The sequence below is a fragment of the Bradyrhizobium sp. BWA-3-5 genome, from assembly GCF_032917985.1.
In the GTDB taxonomy this organism is placed as follows: Bacteria; Pseudomonadota; Alphaproteobacteria; order Rhizobiales; family Xanthobacteraceae; genus Bradyrhizobium.
The window spans coordinates 5036411-5052827 of record NZ_CP136626.1 but is presented as its reverse complement, the minus strand read 5'-3'; the positions used below and the strand labels follow the sequence as shown (position 1 = coordinate 5052827).

Here is a 16417-nt window from a genome sequence, read left to right as displayed (position 1 = left end):
TCACGTGACTGCATCAGCAGCACACAACCAGCGACAACCGCCAACGCCGGACTGTGCCCGCTTGGTGAATAAGCCGGGTCTATGGAAAGCGCCGTGGGCCGGGATGCTTGCGGGCACTCGAATTCGACTTGGTGCGCGCAAGGCGTTGCTGCTGTCCGAAAGCAAACGTGCCTGTATGTCGAACGCGCCAAGCTGTTGTGGACACGACATTCGGTCGCAAACCGCTGAGCGTAAGTCCGCATTGGAACTGGCTCGAATCCTGCAGGGTGCATATGGGCGAGGTAAGAGAATTGGAGGCGCGTTTGAGTCTCGAGCTAAGAAACGACGATGCCGTTGCTGTTCCGTCGTCGGCGACAAAGGCGTGCTGTCCATCTCACGCCGATAGAGTCCGCATCCAGCACGCAGAGCAGAAGACCGTGCTGCTGACTGGGGCGTCGCGCGGAATTGGTCACGCTACCGGAAAGCTGTTTGCGGAAGCAGGCTGGCGCATCATTTCTTGCGCGCGCCAGACGTTCGATGGCGGGCGGTGCCCATGGAAGTCCGGCGCAGCCGACCATGTCCAGGTCGACCTTAGCAACCATCGGATGCTGCCGCGTACCATTGCCGAGATCAAGGAGCGCCTCGCAGGCGCACCGTTGCACGCATTGATCAACAATGCTGGCGTTTCACCGAAGACGTCGAACGGCAAACGACTGACGTCGTTGGCGACGTCACTCGAAACCTGGATGAGCGTGTTCCACGTCAATTTGGTGGCGCCGATTCTGTTCGCGCAAGGCCTATTTCACGAACTCAGCGCTGCGTCGGGATCGATTGTCAACGTGACTTCAATCGCGGGTTCTCGGGTGCACCCGTTTGCCGGCAGCGCCTATGCAACATCAAAAGCTGCACTCGCGTGTCTCACGCGCGAAATGGCGTACGACTATGCGCCGCATGGCATTCGCGTGAATGCGATCGCACCCGGCGAGATCAAGACGGACATTCTGTCGCCTGACACGGAATCGCGGCTTGTGCCAAACATCCCGCTGCGTCGGGTGGGAACACCCGACGAGGTCGCAAAGGTCATTTTCTTCCTATGCTCCGATGCGGCGAGTTATGTGACGGGCACCGAGGTGCCAATCAATGGTGGCCAACACCTGTGATCGACTGCACCGGAATGGTCAGATCGCAGCTGATCAGATCTGGTCAATGGAACTCGCGTCCGCCGGGAAAATTCGCGCAGCGATCTCAAGAACAGAGCAAATCAAGGCGCTATAATGTTACTATCGTATTTATTGTCGTGCCATGAAGTTGCGTTATCTCTTGCGGTCATCCTGTGAAATGTGGCGCGAGATCGAGGATGACAGTGCAATACGATACCCGCAAATCCGAACAAGGTGAAAGGGAAGACGGCAATCACAACGGAGACGTCGTCATGCTGCATATCGCTTCCGTACGCGAAATGCCTAACTCAAGGGCCGAAACCGACCTCGAGGTCACGATTGTGCCATCGCACGAGGAGGCGCTAACCGGAATCTTCGAAATATCAAAGGTTCTTACAGCTCCGTGCCGCCTCGAAGTCACGCTGGCCAATGTCGTCGATCTTCTACAAAAGTTTGTGCAGGTGCGGCATGGCATCATCTCGCTGTTCGAGGATGACGGCGTACCGGACATTACCGTTGGCGCCGGTTTAGGGGAACATAGCGACGAGCGCTACCGGATGCGTCCGCCGCAGAAAGCAATCGACCAGATCGTGGCGACGGAGAGTCCACTTGTCGCCGAGAACGTCACGGTGCATTCGGCCTTCAATGCGTCCGACCTAGACGCGCTCGGGGCCTCTGACAACATTCCGGTGTCGTTCATCGGCGTTCCTATTCGTATCGATGCGAAAGTCGTAGGTACGCTGACTATCGACCGCATCTTGGATAGCAGATCGAGTGCGCGGCTGGATTGCGACGTCCGGCTGCTTACTATGATCGCCGACCTAGTGGGCCAGACGGTGAAGCTGCATCGTTTGTTCGCGTGTGACCGCGAGCGACTTATGGCGGAGAAAGATCGGCTGGCGAAGCAGGTCTCCGAGATCAAGCCCCCGGCGCGGGAAGGGAAGAAGGTTAACGTCGAGGGGATCATTGGCGAAAGTCCGGCGCTGCGCGCGATGCTTGAGAAGATCGCGGTGATAGCCAGATCGAACAGCACCGTTTTGCTACGCGGGGAATCCGGTACCGGGAAGGAACTGGTCGCCAAGGCCATTCACGAGCGGTCAGCGCGTGCCAAGCGGCCGTTCATCAAAGTCAATTGCGCAGCGCTCCCTGAGACGGTACTCGAATCCGAATTGTTCGGTCACGAGAAGGGTGCGTTTACCAGCGCGTTCAATGCGCGTAAAGGTCGATTCGAGCTCGCCGATAAGGGGACGCTGTTTCTAGACGAGATTGGGGAGATCTCGGCCTCGTTTCAGGCAAAGCTGCTGCGCGTGCTGCAAGAGCAGGAGTTCGAGCGCGTCGGCGGCAACCAGACCATTAAAGTCGATGTTCGCGTGATTGCCGCCACCAATAAGAACCTGGAAGACGCTGTGGCAAAGAATGAGTTTCGTGCCGACCTCTATTATCGCATTAACGTGGTTCCCTTGCTGCTGCCGCCCTTGCGCGAAAGGCGTAGTGATATTCCGCTCCTTGCCGCTCAGTTTCTCAAAAAGTTCAACAGCGAAAATGGCCGTACGCTGACCTTCGATGCGAGTGCAATTGAAGTACTGATGAACTGCGGCTTTCCCGGCAATGTTCGCGAGCTCGAAAATTGCGTGCAGCGGACAGCCACGCTCGCCCCTGGACCATCGATTGTCAGAGACGACTTTGCCTGCTGCCACGGCCAGTGCCTTTCCGCGAGTCTAAGGAAGGGCGCATCGGATGAGATGGCGCTGCACCCAGGCCCGATTTTACCTGCACCCACGAAGCCGGCCATACTCCAGGCTGGTCCGTCGGCCGCAGTTGCGGTATCGCCCATCGGCAGAGAGCAGGCTCCTCTAGCGCCTGCCGGCGCACCTCTCGTCAGCGGTGCGAACATGGTCGATCGCGAGCGTGTTATCGCAGCCATGGAGAGGTCCGGCTGGGTGCAGGCAAAGGCGGCTCGCCTGCTTGGAGTGACGCCGCGCCAGATTGGCTACGCCCTGAGGAAATACGGTATCGAGATCAAGCGGTTCTGAAAATTCTGTCGGACCGGATATAAAAGCCACGCGCGATCTGAACAACGGTCTGCTATGACTACGAACTAGCACGAGCTCATGGAGAGCCGACTTCGAAAGAGACGTTCACCCGGTGCGGACGGAGGGGGCAGTTTGCTCGTGTTGTTGAGAAGCATCGTCGAGTACCGGTCGGCCAGGCGATCACAGTCTTTAGTGTGCGCTGCGAGCTCTGCCATAGGGCGCGGGCATCCACGTGTGCATTGAGACGAATAAAAACACATCCAGTGTCAGGTGCAGCTCTTGCTCATCAACTAAGCGGCGTTAACGCGCTGTCGCATTCGCGACGAATGTCGCAAGCCTGGCGCGGGCGAACGCTAGCTGACAGTGTCGTGACACTCGCATAAAGCTTTGTGTTGCTGCCTATTTCCGAGATCGCTGCAATGGTACGACCCTTGCTGTTCGCTTGGTCGGCCCACGCAACGTCTGGAGAATCACATGCACAATGTCGTCTGCATCAAGCAGGTCCCCGACTCAGCCCAGATCCGTGTGCACCCCGTGACCAACACAATCATGCGCCAAGGGGTGCCGACCATCGTCAATCCTTACGATCTGTTTGCCTTGGAAGCTGCGCTGGAGCTGCGCGACAAACTTGGCGGCGAGGTAACCGTCCTTACAATGGGGCCGCCCTCGGCCGAGGACTCCTTACGCAAGGCACTGACCTTTGGCGCCGATCGCGCCATTCTGCTCACCGACCGCTGCTTCGCAGGCGCCGATACCTTGGCAACGACTTATGCACTGGCGACTGCTATCCGCAAAATCGGCAAGGAATACGGCCAGCCCGATCTTATCTTTACCGGCAAGCAGACTATCGATGGCGATACCGCGCAGGTAGGCCCCGGCATCGCGAAGCGGCTTCAAGTGCTACCGCTTACCTACGTCTCCAAGATCAGAGCCATCGATCTCACCGAACGCACCATCGAAGCGGAGCGGCGCTCCGAAGGAGGCGTCCAGGTGCTGCGCACGAAACTGCCCTGTCTCATCACCATGCTAGAGGCGACTAACCAGATGCGCCGCGGCGCCATGGCGGATGCGTTGCGTGCCGCCCGAGCTCCGATCGTGAAATGGAGCGCGCAAAGCGCGGACGTCGAAGACATCTCGAAATGCGGTCTCAAAGGCTCACCGACCATCGTCAAGCGCGTCTTCGCGCCATCTGCGCGCGCTGAGAAAGCTGTATTGGTAGAGCATGCCGAGCAGCCGGCGGAAGCGTTGATTGACGCTATCTTCAAGCGCCAACCAAGACTTGAAGCCGACCTAGCAGCCTTGGCCGGCGATCTCTGATCTGAAGCAGTCTTACCGATGAGCACTGCAACAAAAGCGCCCACGTTGACTAGCCAAGGGCGCGCCGCCGCCAAGAAGAAGCTGGCGAAGCATTTCAAGGCCGCCAACCATGCTGTCTTCAACGAGGAGGTGCCTGGCGGGGTGCATCTCGTGTCCTTCAAGCTAATGGGCGACGACGGCAAACTCGCGGACAAGCTGAAGGTCGTTGGCGCCATCGTCGTGTTCGGCCCCGAGGACGAGGCGATGCGCGATGCCGCGCTCGCATTCTCTTACGGCGAGGACGCGGTCAATAGTGTACTGCCGGAGCATCGCAGTGAGTTCTACATTAAGGCGCGGACCGAGGCCGTCAACTCCCACAGGTCGAAGATCCTACTGTTGCGGGCGAGGATGTCCGGTTGTGATCTGACCGGCTCCGTGGCGACCACCTTGCTTACCGGCGGCGGCTCGTCGCTCTGCACGATCTACCAAATGAACTACGGATCACACATGGGCGCAGCAAGCCCGCGCGTGATGGCAATGTCCGAGCGCGTCACCCGGGATTCTGGCTCTGTTATCGTCCAGTCGCTGGGTTTGCTCAACGCCGGCTTCGTCGCCAAGGTGCTATCATCTGTGCGGGACCGCGAATCCGCTAGGTCCACTCTCGCCTACGCCGACGTCTTCGTTCTCGTCGGTTTGGGGTTAGGGCATTCGGAGAATTTTCAACCGGGTCGGCAGCTCGGCGCCGAATGCCGCGCTCGCGTCCGTCAGTACAAAAGTGCCGCCGCACATCCGACCAGCAGATGGGGCAGACCATCAAGACCATCCAGCCGATGCTGTATATCGCCATCGGCGTTTTCACACGTGACCCAGCATTCGGTCGACTGCCACCGACTTGTTCATCGGCAATAATGCGCCGACCTTCGAATTCGCGCGGTATCGGTATCATCACCGAGGCTATCCGGTAGCGGGCGATCATCGCCTCATTACGTACGCCATTGCCTCATTGACGGGATCGGATCGCAAAAAGGCAACTTTCATAGGTGCGCCACAAAGGAGGAGGTCCATGATCGACGAGAGGTTCGATGCCATCGTGGTCGGCGCCGGAATGGCGGGTAACGCGGCGGCGCTGACCATGGCCAAGCGCGGCATGAAGGTGCTGCAGCTAGAGCGCGGCGAATATTCCGGATCGAAGAACGTCCAGAGTGCAATTCTGCATGCCAACATGCTGGCCGAGCTGATCCCGGATTTCCGCAAGGACGCGCCGCTCGAGCGTCATCTAGCCGAGCAGCAGTTCTGGATGCTGGATGACTGCTCGCGTCTGGGGCTGCGCTATCGCCTCGACGATTTCAACCACGAGCGTTCGAACCGCTACACCATTATCCGTCCCCACTTCGACAAATGGTTCTCCTCCAAGATAAGGGAGGCGGGTGCTACCGTACTGTGCCAAACCACCGTTACGGAGCTAGCAAAGAATCGCCGTGGCCGCGTCATTGGTGTACGTACCGACCGTCAGGATGGCATAATTCACGCCGATGTGGTCGTGCTTGCGGAGGGCGTCAATGGTTTACTTGGCACGCGTTCCGGCTTGCGCGAGAGGCCCGAACCCAACCACGTTGCGCTGAGGGTAGAGGAAATGCACTGCTTACCTCGCGAGGCCATCGAAGCCCGTTTCAATCTCAAGGACGATAAAGGCGTCGTGATCGACGCCGCCGGCAATATCTCGCGCGGCATGACAGCCATCGGTTTCATCTACGCGAACAGGGAGAGCGTCTCGCTCGGCATCGGCTGCCTCGTCTCCGAGTTCCAGCGCACCGGCCAAACACCTTACGAGCTACTCGATCGCTTCAAGCGTCACCCGTCGGTTGGACGGCTAATTGATGGCTCGGAGTTTAGGGAATATTCCGCACATCTTATTCCCAAAGGCGGCTACAACACCATACCGAGGCTCTATGGCAAGGGCTGGGTGGTTGTCGGGGATGCCGCCCAGCTCAATAACACCATCGATCACGAAGGCGCGAACGCTTCGATGACCTCAGGGAGAATTGCGGCGGAAGCGATCTTCCGGGTGAAGTCGCGTGGCGATCTCATGAGGTCCGATAGCCTTTCATTATACAAGAGGATGCTGGATGGGTCCTTCAAACATTCGAGGAAATATGACATGCTGGCGCTGCTGCATACCCAGCCTCAAAACTTTTGTCTCACTTATCAGCAGCTCGTATCGAAGGCGGTTCAGAACTTCGTTCGCGTCAACAGCGCGCCGGAGGCGGAGAAGTCGACTTCAGCGCGGCGGCCATGGTGGACATCAGGATAGACGCGAGGCGCTAAGTGTTGCGAGGCAGATCGCCTCGCTGGTCGAGAGACCATCGTTGCGTTCGGCATAAGCTCGAAGTCAATCATCTTCATCGCGTTCCGACGATGCCAATCGATAAGGAAAGAGCAGGTCGTGTCCGCCGGCATCAGCTCCGCAGTGCGCCGATACTGGCCTAGGGCGGAATGAAGACAATGGTGATCGGGTGGGTGAATGCCATAGAGTACCTAAGCACCGTGACTCGATCGCTGGGCGCGTTCGAGCACCCATTCATGAGCCCGTAGAGCGTGAACATGGGCGCCGGCGGTGGATTGGCAGCTGCGTGACGTGGCTTGCCAGCTTTAAGGTTTGTTAAGTCGCTCGCGCCGCGGCAGGCTTGGCAACTTTCGATGGCTTGGCGGTCCCGGGATAGACGGTGAGTGCCGCGATGATGCCGAGCACTGCTGCGAACATCAGCCAGAAGCCGGGGGAAGCCCTGTCATCGGTCCGGTTGATCAGCCAAGTCGACGCCAATGGCGTAAAGGTGCCAAACAAGGCGGCCGCCAGTGAGAAGGCCAGAGAGAAGCAGGTGGTGCGCACATGTTTCGGCACGATCTCGACAAGGGCGCCCAGCATGGCACCGCTATAGGTGCCGAAGTAGAACGAGAACATCATCGCCACCGCCAGCATCTTGCCGACAGTAGGGGCGCTTACTAACCAGTACAATGCCGGATAGGTGGTCACTAACGCAAGCCCGGCAATGGTTAGCAGGACCGGTTTGCGCCCGATCCGATCAGAGACGGCGCCGCCGATAGGATTCCAGATGAAGTTGGTCACGGCGACCAAAAGCGTCACCAAGAGCGCGTCCTGGGTGGACAGCCCCAGCACGTTCTTGCCGAACGTGGGCGTGTAAACGGTGACGAAATAGAAGGTCGTTGTTGTCAGGATCGCGATTATCATGCCGAGGCTGACGATGCGCCAGTTGGCGAGTGCCGAGGCAAAGACCTCACGGGCCGTGGGATGTTCCTTCATGGCCAGAAATTCTGGCGTTTCCTCCAGCGTCCGGCGCAGGAAGAAGATAAGCGGTATGATGAGGCAGCCCAGAAAGAACGGGATCCGCCAGCCCCAGGCGTCTACCGTTTCGACCGGCATCGCTTCGTTCATCACATAGCCCACGACCGCCGCGACAAAGATTGCGACCTGCTGGCTGGAGGACTGGAACGAGGTGTAGAAACCGCGCTTGCCCGGGGTGGCGATCTCCGACAGGTACACCGAGACGCCGCCGACTTCTACCCCGGCGGAAAAGCCCTGCAGCAACCGTCCGAACAGCACGATGATCGGTGCGGCAATTCCGATCGTCGCATGACTGGGGCAGAAGGCGATGATCACGGTACCCATCGCCATGATCCACAGTGTCACGATCAAGCCTCGCCGACGGCCGATTTTGTCGATATAGGCGCCGAGCACGATCGCGCCGACCGGGCGCATCAAGGCGCCCAGCCAGAACACTCCGAAGGTGTTGAGCAGCGAAGCGGTTTCGCTGTCGGACGGGAAGAACGCCTTCCCAATCGCGCTGGCGTAAAAGCCGAATAGGAAAAAGTCGAACTGCTCGAGGAAATTGCCGCTAGTTGCACACAAAATCGCGCGGATGCGCGATTTAACCGTTGGAGCGTAGGGAATGGACGTCTGTGACACCGCGAGTTTTCCTCTTCGTGTAAAATGGCCGGTTGCGGAGAAACCTCACGACAGCCCAACTGCAGCTACGGCCGGAAAAATCTCCATCATAGAGACTACCGATCGGCGCGAAAGCGCCTCATCTTTTAGGCATAGTTTTGGCGCATGCCGCGGGTTGCACATATTTTTTGGAATTTGTTCTGCACCTTTTTTCGAAGAATTCCGCAACCTCTGCCGCGGCATCGGCTGGCTTACATCTTTTCGCCTGAGTGATGCCGGTGTCGAGCTGCATTTAGGACAAACGTGTGCTTGAATGCGGACCATCAGCCTTACGGGCGTGACGCTGAGCTAGGACGAGGAGTTTTTGGAAAACCCATGATTCTGAACGCGCCGTAGGCGAGGAGAACGCCCTCGCGACGCGCCAATTACGGGGCGCAGCATAGTTGACCGCCGCGAAAGGATCGCCATAGCCAAATTCGAAGTGTATTCCTTCCACTACTCGGTGGCCGAGCGACCGACGCGCCAGGCTGGGCAGGTTGCTGACGGTGGTCAGTTCTCCCGCAAGCGACGGGTCCGTAAGAACAACAGTTCAACTCTGAGGGAAGACTGCGCCTCTGCGAAGTGTCCCCGCATTGGGATCATGCTCGGCCGATTGTGCGGTTTGAAATGATTTTTATGGAAAATGCGCGACAGGATCATTCGAGCAAGCACGTCCACGCGTCCGTAACTGGGAGGCGAACAAAACGGCATGCAAGAAAGCTACCCCGAAGCCGCAGATACTAAATGCATCGACAATATCGAGAGCCGTCGCTACCGCCTCATGTCTCTTGCATGGAAAGGATCCTTCGTGTGCTCTCGTCTCCTCTTGATCTTAAATGATCGGCACTTTCTCAGGTCGCAATGGCATCGATCGGTGTTAGATCGGACCACTTTCTACGTGCGCGTTTCATTTCTGACTAATGCGTATAAGATTTGACTAAAGGGGACTTCTTGGCGTTGAGACACAAGATCGCGCGCTAGTGGCAAAGGGACTGCTGCCAGCACCCCAATTTCGCTCAGTCGCTGCCTTCTTGTTGGCTTGATCGCGTATCGAGGTCTTTGAGCAGGAAATGCTGGATCTTGCCCAAGGCCGTTCGCGGCAATTCTTCTGTAAAAATGATTTCGCGTGGCGTTTTGAAGCGGGCAAGCTGCGACTGCACATACGCCGTCAGCGCCTCCGCTTCAATTCTAGCCTCCGATCGCCTTACCACGTAGGCGACCGGCACTTCATCCCAGCGCGGATCGGGCCGACCGACGACGGCGCATTCCGCGACATCGGGGTGCTCCATAAGTACACGTTCGACTTCCGCCGGATAGATGTTTTCTCCGCCGGAAATGATCAGGTTCTTCTTGCGATCATGGACCCAAAAATATCCATCGGTATCGCGGCGGCCGATGTCACCAGTATGATACCAGCCGTAATGCAGCGCCTCGCGTGTTGCTTCTTGATTGCCCCAATATTCGGAGAAGATACTGGGACCACGCACTACGATCTCGCCTGGGATGCCTGGCGCCACCTTCTTGCCGTTATCATCGATGATTGCCGCTTCGCAGAACAGGCCGGGCAGGCCGGTCGAACCCTGACGCGAGACATCGCCACCAAGCCTTGTATAAATGGCAATGGGGCAGGTCTCCGTCGAACCATAAACCTGCAGTACCGGTACCCCGCGTGCGATAAAGCGTTCGATCAAGCATTGAGGCACCATAGTGGAGCCAGTGGAAATAGCCTTCACCGAAGATAAGTCCGTCGTCGGCCACCCAGGATGCTCGGTCAGGGCTTGTATCGTGGCAGGCACCAAAACGACTAGCGTAGGGCGGTCTCGCTCGAACGCAGCAAGGGTCGCCTCTGGCGTAAAACGCCTGTGCATGGTAATCGTCGCACCGTGATGCAACGCCGGCGTGGTCTGGATATTGAGGCCACCGACGTGGAAGAGCGGCAACACTGCCAAGACATGATCGGCCGAGGTGAGGCCATGCATGTGCTGACTCATAACTCCATTCCATACCAAGGCTTCCTGGCGCAGCACAGCGCCTTTCGGCCGCCCTGTGGTGCCCGAAGTATAGACGATCAGAAGCGGGCAGGACAGGTCCGTGTCCGGATTGCGTCCATCGCTGCGGGCTTGGTCTAACAGGCCATCCCACTTGCTTCCGCTGAGGGGAACAAAATCGAAACCGACGACGAAGGTATCGGGCAATTGCTCCGCCAACGCGGGCAGGAGAGCCTCGAAGGCGTGTTCAAGCACCAGCACCTTGGCAGCGGCGTCGGACAGGATGAAAAGCTGCTCGGCAACCGCAAGCCGCCAGTTCAATGGCACGAGCAGTGCGCCGAGCCGCGCGCAGGCATAGAGCAACACCAGATAGTCAGGTCGATTGAGGCTAAGGATCGCGACGCGATCGCCTCTTTCGACACCGAGCTGACTTTTTAGGGCGCTCGCGACCTGCTCGATCCGTTGATTGAAGCGGGCGTAGCTTAAAGTCTCACCTTCGAAATGAATCGCGGCCTTGTCGGGAGCAAACGCCGCGTTGCGCTCAATCAGCGTGCTGAGGTCCACCATCAATCGTCCATTTCGTCTTGTACAGTACCTCTCTGCCAACGCCGTCAAGGCAGAGCGCCCCAATTCTTTTGGAAGATCTGGACTAGGGTATTACTGCGTCGATTCGTTTGCAGGTTCGGGCGATTACTAGGCCGCCACTATCGATCACACCGAAGACTCCGCTCGCCGCTTTGGGTGCTCGCCGCCGAACACGCCAGCTGGGAGGGCGCTAGTAATAATTGTGTGCGCTCGCTCGCGTTCTGCGGAGTGGCGATCGGCATATTCGCCGTACAGAGTTCAGGCGAGCGTCGGCGGAGGGGTACAGGGATGACGCGATGCCGTTTGGCGGTCGGCATTGACGTCGCATTTTTGAGGCTTGCATGGGCGGGGTCCTATTATGTCAGGGGGGAAGGGCGGTCGAAGACATGCTGCGCTCGCCAGGTGCTGGCGCCGCCTGTTCGATAGCACCGTGCTCGTCACTTTGCCTTGTTCTTTATCCACGAGCGACGCGTCCAATAACCTTGTAGTACCGGCCAGAAGCATCGCAGCTTGCGCGGTCTCCCAAACAGCGTGAGAAGCTGACGGGCCACGCGCGATGGAGGCCTGCGACGCAATTGTCTTTACGTCAATGGTCGACCCAAGTTCACTCCAGGCGGCTCAAGCGCGTTGGCTGGGCACCCAGCGATTTGACCTCAGCGCGTTCCGCTTGCTCGGGAAGACGAATCGGGAATGGGATCTTGCTCACGTACTGCTCGACAGGAGATGCGTGCATCTGACCATGGTGATAAGGGCACCACGACGACATTTTCGAGCGCTGCCTTCGCAATACTGGCTCGCCGCACATATAGGGGACTGTGGGATCACCATTCTCGAAGCCAACAATGGCCCGACATTGGCCTTCAGTGTGATTGACTAGCAAGATCTTCTTGGAGCCGTCGGGTTTTTTCACGTTGCCGCTCCGAGGTACCGGGCATCTCTTCTCGCGCCGATCGTGGCGAGTGACATCTGTCGCCAAGGCTCGTTGAGTACTTCTGCGGCCCGAACGATCGTTGTGCGTTGACGTGATTTGCCGCCATAAGAGCTTCCAGTGATCGTGCGGGCAGAACTTCTTTAGGACCTCTCACACAAGAAAACCGGCACGACCTACTTCCGCACCATGCAATTTGACGCTACGTACGATTCAAGCCCTTTTCGGGTTCCTCGTGTGAATATGTCCAAATTCGTCGGCTCCCAGGAACAGCGACCATACGAAAATTGAAAAGCAACGGCATTCCTCAAAGCATATGGCCGAGCCGGATCTTGGCGCCCGTGCAAAAGACACGAACTCGCGGAATGCGACCTGCCTCATAGTGAGATCGGCTTTTCTGGTAAGAACTTTCTCTTGATGTGTGCGCGAATCGCATTTGCTTTGGCGTCAATCCAGCCGCACTTGCGGGCGCTTGCGATCATCTTCGTGTTAGGCTGCGTCGCAAGTGTGGGCGTCCTTGGGGCGGCGAGGCAAGGTCGGTACTAGATCAATAAGGACAATGTTCAAGAAGAGTGATCCATCTCAACGTTGGAAAATTAGCGGTAACGGCGCATTTCAAGAAGAGGTTGATCATATAAGAATCGAGAGCTCCGCAAGGTGAACGCCGCTTCCTGGCGAGTTATATGATCATTACAAACACCAAATTCGTGGCCTGGAAGATGAGGCGAGCCGCAGTTCGTTCCAAATTACTGCATGGCGAGGAAACGACATTCAGCTGTGCGGGTACGTTCGAAGCTCGCCCCGGAAGTTAATGATTGACCTGGTCGCGTCGCGGCAACGCAACCGATAAAGATTCCGTGGGTGCCGACGACCTGGTAGCGATACAAGACGCATTCGAGAACGCAGACTGCACTTTGCAGAACCGGCAGATCAGGACGCCCTGATCCCACGGCGCTGTATCAAAGCGGTGGACACCCTTGGCACCATCCCGGCCAGCGAAACGCAGCGCGAGGTCCCGCTGATCTCCGCCGAAAAGACTGACGCCAAAGTGGCCGCAGCCGAGTATCGCATCGTGGGTCTCAGAACAAGCATTAATACCGACCAGCAAGCAGGGCGGCTCCATGCAGATTGAGGTAACAGAGTTTGCCGTCCCAGCCACGCCGTCCCGGGCCGTTTCCGGCCGCTACAATAGCGACACCACTCGCCAGAATCCCCATGGCCTGGCGAAACTCGATCGGATCGATGGACTGAATTGTGTTCATGTTGCGAGGCGAATGGTAGCTTGTAGCCCACTTACGGACTGGTTTTGATTTCAAGCGCTTGCCGCTATGAGGACGTTGCGCGGCTGGCGATCGGCGTTGCCGTTATTGCTCGCCGACAGTCTTTAGAAGGCGCTCTTTCGCGGAGAGAAGATGCTCATCAACCGTCGTATGCAGCTCACCCCGCAGCTCGGGCGGAATCGAATTGTCTGTATCGATCACCTCCCGAAGCTTCCCAAGCATGCGCTCGATGCTTTGGAGCGATCCGAGTACTGAGATCATTCGCCAGGACATCAATGCTTGTCTCCTTTGCTGCGGCAGCGCGCAAGTGATCCCAGCTGGCACGTCGACGATCTCGGGCGGACGTGTCGCGCCGGCTCCCGCGGCCCGAGCAGCGATCTGCTGTCGCGTGGCGCTCTGGCCGCAATCAGCTCGGCAAGCGTGCTGCTCCGAGGCCCGTACCGCCTCGCTCTGACAAAGCTCCGCGTCGATCTGTGAATCATCTTCATGATGTGACTTTGCCGTCTCAGGTTGATGAACGGTCACTCCGTGGAAACTATTCATGCCGCACACCGCCGCCGGACCGTGCTTCTCACCAGTAGCTTGCCGAGTGAAATGCAAAATCGCGTTCCTCGGTGCGGATGTGAGTCTCGCGGTTCCCTGAATGCCGATGTAAGTCGTCGCCGAGGTCCGCCCACCTGAGAGGTTCTAGCTTTGCCGGACATGACTTTTCCTCGCGGGCCAGCCTGGCGCCAGCGGTGAACCCTGCCAATGATCAATTTGATGTCCTTCATCCCGTTCTTTCGAACAGTGCTCAGTTACTGCTTGCTGGAGCTGATGCTGGTTGGCGCGGGGCGAAGGCGGCTTTGTTGTACGATGAGACAATATCCCTTTCAGCATAATGATGGAAACCGCGAGTAGTTGTCGCTCACGCCGTGTTGCGGGCTCTCGTGCAGCTTCGTCGTATCGTCGGATGCGAAGTTGACCGGCAGCACGGTGATGCCGCGTACGGCCCACGTAATGACGTTGCTTTCCGCGTGTCCGATACCATCCTTGCGATGCGGCAGACCACTGCGATCCCGGCAGCGGGGCAGGTCGAGGTCGTCGGCCGAGAGTAAATTTCCTCATTGTTCCGCTTCAGTCGTGCGCCGCAAAACATGCGCGGTGCCTATTAAGTCCTACAAGTGCTCGCGTCCTTTCGCCTTCATCAGCGATGAGGTCGAGTCGAACAGCTTTCAAATGCATCAGCATTCGTGCGCAGGGCACCTGGTTTGCGCTGTAGCCGATACTCCATTTTGAGGAGAGCGTCGCAGAGCTTCGAGCTTTGTCGATTTCTAAGCCTGCAAACTAACGGTTGCCTACGGAGGCAAGCAGCTCTCGCTAAATCTTGTGTCTTGCGTCAGAAAGTCGCATTCAGAGACCAGTTTAGGCACAAAGAGAAGCTGCCACTCTATGTACCAAGCCGCGACTATAACCACCACGAGGACAGAGATCATGATAAGAGTTTCCCAATTTACGAAGAAGCCAAAAGAACAGGACTGCGATCGTGGCGGCGGGTTGTCATTCGTGGGCACGGGAACCCGATTACCGCCACAGCCTACGCTCCATCGTGGGTTGTTTGCTGCAGACTCGGTCATTGTCGGGCAAGCCTACAACCTGACGCCAGGTAAGATTCAAGTCATTTTGAATGGTCTTGCTGAACCTTATTTCACTGGGGCGTATCTCGATTGTCGAAATCGTCATCGCGGCTTGCAGGCACCACCGTCACGCGCTGCAGGAGTTGCGGCGTGGGATGACGCGACTCGCGCGGCGCCGGACGCTCAGACGGATCTCGGACTATTTTCGACTGCAGCTCGACGAGATCGGTGAAAGCGTCGGCCTGCCGGCGTAGTTCGTCGGCGATCAGCGGCGACTCGGTTGAGATGGTCGAGATTACCGTGACTCGCACACCGCGGCGCTGCACCGCCGCTACGAGGGAGCGGAAGTCGCCGTCGCCGGACAACAGCACCATCTGGTCGATATGCTCCGCGAGCTCCATGGCATCGACCGCGAGCTCGACATCCATGTTGCCCTTGAGCTTGCGGCGGCCGGAGGAGTCGATGAACTCTTTGGTCGGCTTGGTAACCACGGTGTAGCCGTTGTAATCGAGCCAGTCGATCAAGGGGCGAATCGACGAGTATTCCTGATCCTCATGCATCGCGGTGTAGTAGAAGGCGCGCAGCAGCGTGCCACGGCTCTGGAACTCGTTGAGTAGGCGCTTGTAATCAATATCGAAGCCGAGCGTCTTAGCGGTCGCGTAAAGATTGGCGCCATCGATAAAGAGCGCGATCTTGTTTGAGGAGGATGACATCATTGGTTACTCGCTTGAGTTGGTATGCGTGTTTAGCGCGGCGGCAACGAACGCATTTTCAAAATGCACTTTCTCGCGTCCTGAGATCATCTTACGCAGGAGGACACAAGCTACCAAATGCAGGTTGCCATTGACGAACCATCTGCTGTCTCGCGCGGGCAATTGAGAACAGGGCGAGGGGAGGAAAGGTGGATCGGAAAACGTGCAGCGACCTTCGCCGGCTAGAGGACACGAAGCAACCATGGCTTATCGGGAGTTTATCTCAATATTTGGGCGGGCCACTTGAAGCGTCGCGATGAACAAGGCGGAGAGGACGAGCGCGACGTTCCGATGACGCGGTGAGCAGGAACCTGTTGCTACTCCGTAAATGATCGGGGATGTGCAGTTACCCCGCTCCGTTTCTGGCTCTGCTGGTCGCCTCAATGAGACACTTTCGCGCTTCCCCTCTTCATCGCCGCGCCCCGGTTCGCGGTGATCACTCCTTTCTTCGACCCGTCCAAGGGCGTACGCAGTGCTCGGATCGCACCGCCGTCGCCGTGAAGGGGGCCGACGTGTGACGGCGCGCCCTGGTTGGACATTTGTTTGGGCTGCGGCGCCTGATTTGTGCGGGCGGATGCGGTGCATGATGACGTTGATCGAGCGGATACCGGCAAGGAAGTTGGCGGTGGCTTCGGGGTCGGGGCGGGCGTGAGCCGCGCTCGTGACCACGAACAGCGCTGCGGCAAAGGTACTGCGTCTCACTTATCTTTCCTATCCGACGGTTTGGAGGTAGTAGACCCAGCCGCTGAAAGCCAGCCAGACCAAAGGATTTGCATGATCAGCACGGCGCGCTATGCGCC

At 57.9% G+C, this 16417-nt stretch carries 11 protein-coding genes and 1 pseudogene; 6 read left to right on the top strand and 6 right to left on the bottom strand.

Features of this window, described 5'->3' with window-relative positions; all coding sequences use genetic code 11:
- Positions 1-302: 302 nt before the first annotated feature.
- The 5 genes and pseudogenes from RX331_RS24420 to RX331_RS24400 all read left to right on the top strand — a co-directional run.
- On the top strand, positions 303-1139 hold the full coding sequence (locus RX331_RS24420) for an SDR family oxidoreductase (protein WP_317252425.1): 837 nt from the start codon (positions 303-305) through the stop codon (positions 1137-1139).
- A 272-nt stretch (positions 1140-1411) separates the two neighbouring features.
- Complete coding sequence (gene nifA, locus RX331_RS24415) at positions 1412-3172, top strand: nif-specific transcriptional activator NifA (RefSeq protein ID WP_317258230.1); 1761 nt, start codon at positions 1412-1414, stop codon at positions 3170-3172.
- A gap of 474 nt (positions 3173-3646) precedes the next feature.
- On the top strand, positions 3647-4489 hold the full coding sequence (locus RX331_RS24410) for an electron transfer flavoprotein subunit beta/FixA family protein (RefSeq protein ID WP_317252424.1): 843 nt from the start codon (positions 3647-3649) through the stop codon (positions 4487-4489).
- A gap of 18 nt (positions 4490-4507) precedes the next feature.
- Positions 4508-5377 (top strand): electron transfer flavoprotein subunit alpha, encoded by an 870-nt coding sequence (locus RX331_RS24405; RefSeq protein WP_317252423.1) that lies wholly within the window; start codon positions 4508-4510, stop codon positions 5375-5377.
- Positions 5378-5531: 154 nt separating this feature from the next.
- A pseudogene (locus RX331_RS24400) lies at positions 5532-6752 on the top strand (FAD-dependent oxidoreductase); the annotation flags it as partial.
- A gap of 375 nt (positions 6753-7127) precedes the next feature.
- Here RX331_RS24400 and RX331_RS24395 read toward each other — a convergent pair.
- Complete coding sequence (locus tag RX331_RS24395; protein ID WP_317252422.1) at positions 7128-8450, bottom strand: MFS transporter; 1323 nt, start codon at positions 8448-8450, stop codon at positions 7128-7130.
- On the opposite strand from RX331_RS24395, the gene RX331_RS24390 reads away from it, so the two are divergent.
- Complete coding sequence (locus tag RX331_RS24390) at positions 8434-8742, top strand: hypothetical protein (protein WP_317252421.1); 309 nt, start codon at positions 8434-8436, stop codon at positions 8740-8742. The genes RX331_RS24395 and RX331_RS24390 overlap by 17 nt on opposite strands.
- A gap of 742 nt (positions 8743-9484) precedes the next feature.
- On the opposite strand, the gene RX331_RS24385 is transcribed toward RX331_RS24390, so the two are convergent.
- The 5 genes from RX331_RS24385 to RX331_RS24365 all read right to left on the bottom strand — a co-directional run bounded on the left by RX331_RS24385 (position 9485) and on the right by RX331_RS24365 (position 15581).
- Positions 9485-11020 carry a long-chain fatty acid--CoA ligase gene (locus RX331_RS24385; RefSeq protein ID WP_317258229.1) on the bottom strand — a complete coding sequence of 512 codons (1536 nt, stop codon included), beginning with the start codon at positions 11018-11020 and terminating at the stop codon, positions 9485-9487.
- A 625-nt stretch (positions 11021-11645) separates the two neighbouring features.
- On the bottom strand, positions 11646-11951 hold the full coding sequence (locus tag RX331_RS24380) for a hypothetical protein (protein ID WP_317252420.1): 306 nt from the start codon (positions 11949-11951) through the stop codon (positions 11646-11648).
- An 826-nt stretch (positions 11952-12777) separates the two neighbouring features.
- Entirely contained in the window at positions 12778-13092 is a 315-nt protein-coding gene (locus RX331_RS24375) for a flavin reductase family protein (RefSeq protein ID WP_317258228.1), read from the bottom strand.
- A gap of 241 nt (positions 13093-13333) precedes the next feature.
- Positions 13334-13792, bottom strand: a complete 459-nt coding sequence (locus RX331_RS24370; RefSeq protein WP_317252419.1) for a hypothetical protein — start codon at positions 13790-13792, stop codon at positions 13334-13336.
- A 1144-nt stretch (positions 13793-14936) separates the two neighbouring features.
- On the bottom strand, positions 14937-15581 hold the full coding sequence (locus RX331_RS24365) for an NYN domain-containing protein (protein ID WP_317252418.1): 645 nt from the start codon (positions 15579-15581) through the stop codon (positions 14937-14939).
- Positions 15582-16417: the final 836 nt, after the last annotated feature.

What these genes read in the sequence shown, in the direction of transcription:
- nifA (WP_317258230.1), top strand. Translation starts at nt 1,412, where the DNA reads ATGCTGCATATCGCTTCCGTACGCGAAATGCCTAACTCAAGGGCCGAA.
- RX331_RS24410 (WP_317252424.1), top strand. Translation starts at nt 3,647, where the DNA reads ATGCACAATGTCGTCTGCATCAAGCAGGTCCCCGACTCAGCCCAGATC.
- RX331_RS24405 (WP_317252423.1), top strand. Translation starts at nt 4,508, where the DNA reads ATGAGCACTGCAACAAAAGCGCCCACGTTGACTAGCCAAGGGCGCGCC.
- RX331_RS24390 (WP_317252421.1), top strand. Translation starts at nt 8,434, where the DNA reads ATGGACGTCTGTGACACCGCGAGTTTTCCTCTTCGTGTAAAATGGCCG.
- RX331_RS24375 (WP_317258228.1), bottom strand. Translation starts at nt 13,092, where the DNA reads ATGGAGCCGCCCTGCTTGCTGGTCGGTATTAATGCTTGTTCTGAGACC.
- RX331_RS24370 (WP_317252419.1), bottom strand. Translation starts at nt 13,792, where the DNA reads ATGAATAGTTTCCACGGAGTGACCGTTCATCAACCTGAGACGGCAAAG.
- RX331_RS24365 (WP_317252418.1), bottom strand. Translation starts at nt 15,581, where the DNA reads ATGATGTCATCCTCCTCAAACAAGATCGCGCTCTTTATCGATGGCGCC.